Raw genomic sequence first — 2,233 nt, 5'->3', positions numbered from 1 at the left:
AAGTATTTTATGTAAAAAAAATGGGGGAATCAACAAAAATTTTGATTAATAAAAGAGAGTAATCACAGGGGATAAAGAGTTTCCGTGAGAGCTCTATTTTATTTGGGGGGATTGTTAATGAAAAAAATAGAATTGAAAAAGTTAATGGGGTATTGTCTTATTATCACAATGATTTTTACCATGTTACCAATCAACATAGTAAACGCAGGTGTACCAACATCAGGTAATTGGAAAGATCATATAGGGGGTGTAACCCTTGCAGGTAAAGGGTTAGGAACAGAAAATTCGCCGTTTCAAATAAGTAGTGCAGAAGAATTAGCGTATTTAGCGAAGGAAATCAATGAAGGTAATACAGATTACAATGCAGCATACTATGAATTAACAGCGGATATAGATTTAGTAGCACATCAGTGGACGCCGATAGGGAGCTATGAAGGTGCGTCGAATATTCAAACAACTTTCTATGGACATTTTGATGGAAAAGGACATAAGATAACGAATGTGATTATAGGAACATCAACCGATCCATATACAATGCAATATGCGGGGTTATTTGGATATAGTAGTAATGGCTCAACTATAGAAAATATTGGAGTTAGTGTAAATATAGTTTCTTCGAAGATACTGGCAGGAGTAGGAGGACTTGTAGGGTATTGCTCCCATGGAACTATAAAAAATAGTTACGTTACGGGTTCTGTTACAGCTCAAGCAAATTATTCAAATGCAGGAGGACTTGTAGGAAACAATTCTGGAACAATTAGCAATAGCTATTCTACAGCTTCTGTTATCGTTGCTGATGGTGCCACTGGAAATTATGCAACAGCAGGAGGACTTGTAGGAAGCAATTTCATGACAGGAATCATAAGTAACAGTTATGCAACAGGAAATATTACTGGAGGGAATAATGCATATGTAGGACTGTTTCTAGGAAAGTTTAGTACTGGTGGCACAATTGACAATTGTTACTATAACAGTGGGGCTACACGAACGATTAATAATCGTGTCAAAAATGCACAAGGTATTGGTTTTGGTGTGCCGCCTCTAAGCACAGAGCCTACAATATCTAAAACATTAGAACAAATGAAAGAACAAGAATTTGCAAATGCTCTTAGCGACAGCTTACAAACCGATTGGAGTACATGGATGGTTCAACCGGATGACTTTCCAACATTAACATTTATAATCCCAGCACCAACCTTAACCGTAACGATATCACCGGGAACAGACATAGGTTCAACTCAAGCAAAAATCACAGGAACAGAAACATCAAAATTTGTAGTGAATATTACAGATAGTTTGGTATCAGCACCCCCTACATCAGAGGATGCATCAACAAGCGGGGATAATCTGGTAGATCCCTATACATCTGAATCCAATATAACAACAGGAGTAGCAGAAAATAAATATTTACAAGTATATGACGTAGATGCCAATGGAAAAGTAGCCGGATTTTATCAAAAACAACTAGTAGCTAGTGATATCAAACAACCTAGTTATTGGAAGGACAATATAGGGAGTGTATCAAGCCTTACAGGTTCGGGAACAGAAGCAAAGCCATATCAAATAAGCAGTGCTGAAGAATTAGCCTTTATGGCACAAGAAGTTAATGCAGGTAATGCAACTTATAAAGGAGCATATTATGAATTAACACAGGATATAGACTTAGTAGCCCATCAGTGGACGCCTATAGGGATTTATGGGGGTGATTTTAATAAAACTTTTAGTGGACACTTTGATGGAAAAAAACATAACATCAGTAATATATACATAGGAACAGAATCAAGCCCTGATACAGAGCATAGATATCTTGGATTATTTGGATATAGTGTTGGAACTATAGACAATATTGGGGTTGATGTTCATATAGTTTCTTCGGAGAATATGGCAAATCTAGGAGGTCTTGTAGGAAGTTGTGCTTTCAGTGGGGCGACAATAAAAAATAGCTATGTAACGGGTTCTATTGAAGCTAAAGGAAATTTTTCAGTAGCAGGAGGACTTGCAGGATTCAATTTAGGGGAGATAAACAATAGTTGTTCTACAGCTTCTGTTATTGTTTCAACTGGTGCTATGGGCAATGAGGCAAAAGCAGGAGGACTAGTAGGAGATAATTCGGGTGTAATAAATAACAGTTATGCCACAGGGGATATTACAGGAGGTCATGATTCAAAAGTAGGGGGATTAGTAGGACTAAATTCTTCAACTATAGCCAATGGTTATTATAATACGAATGCGA

General features: G+C 37.1%; 1 protein-coding gene. It reads left to right on the top strand.

Annotated features, from left to right (window positions below; all coding sequences use genetic code 11):
- Positions 1 to 117: 117 nt before the first annotated feature.
- Positions 118 to 2,233 (top strand): GLUG motif-containing protein (locus EV214_RS18510; RefSeq protein ID WP_279233160.1); only part of this gene is annotated, 2,116 nt, incomplete at its 3' end.

This window comes from Marinisporobacter balticus (genome assembly GCF_004345705.1).
Classification (GTDB): Bacteria; Bacillota; Clostridia; order Peptostreptococcales; family Thermotaleaceae; genus Marinisporobacter; species Marinisporobacter balticus.
Note: the sequence above shows the minus strand (reverse complement) of the source record. Positions and strands in the feature narration are given on the sequence as shown.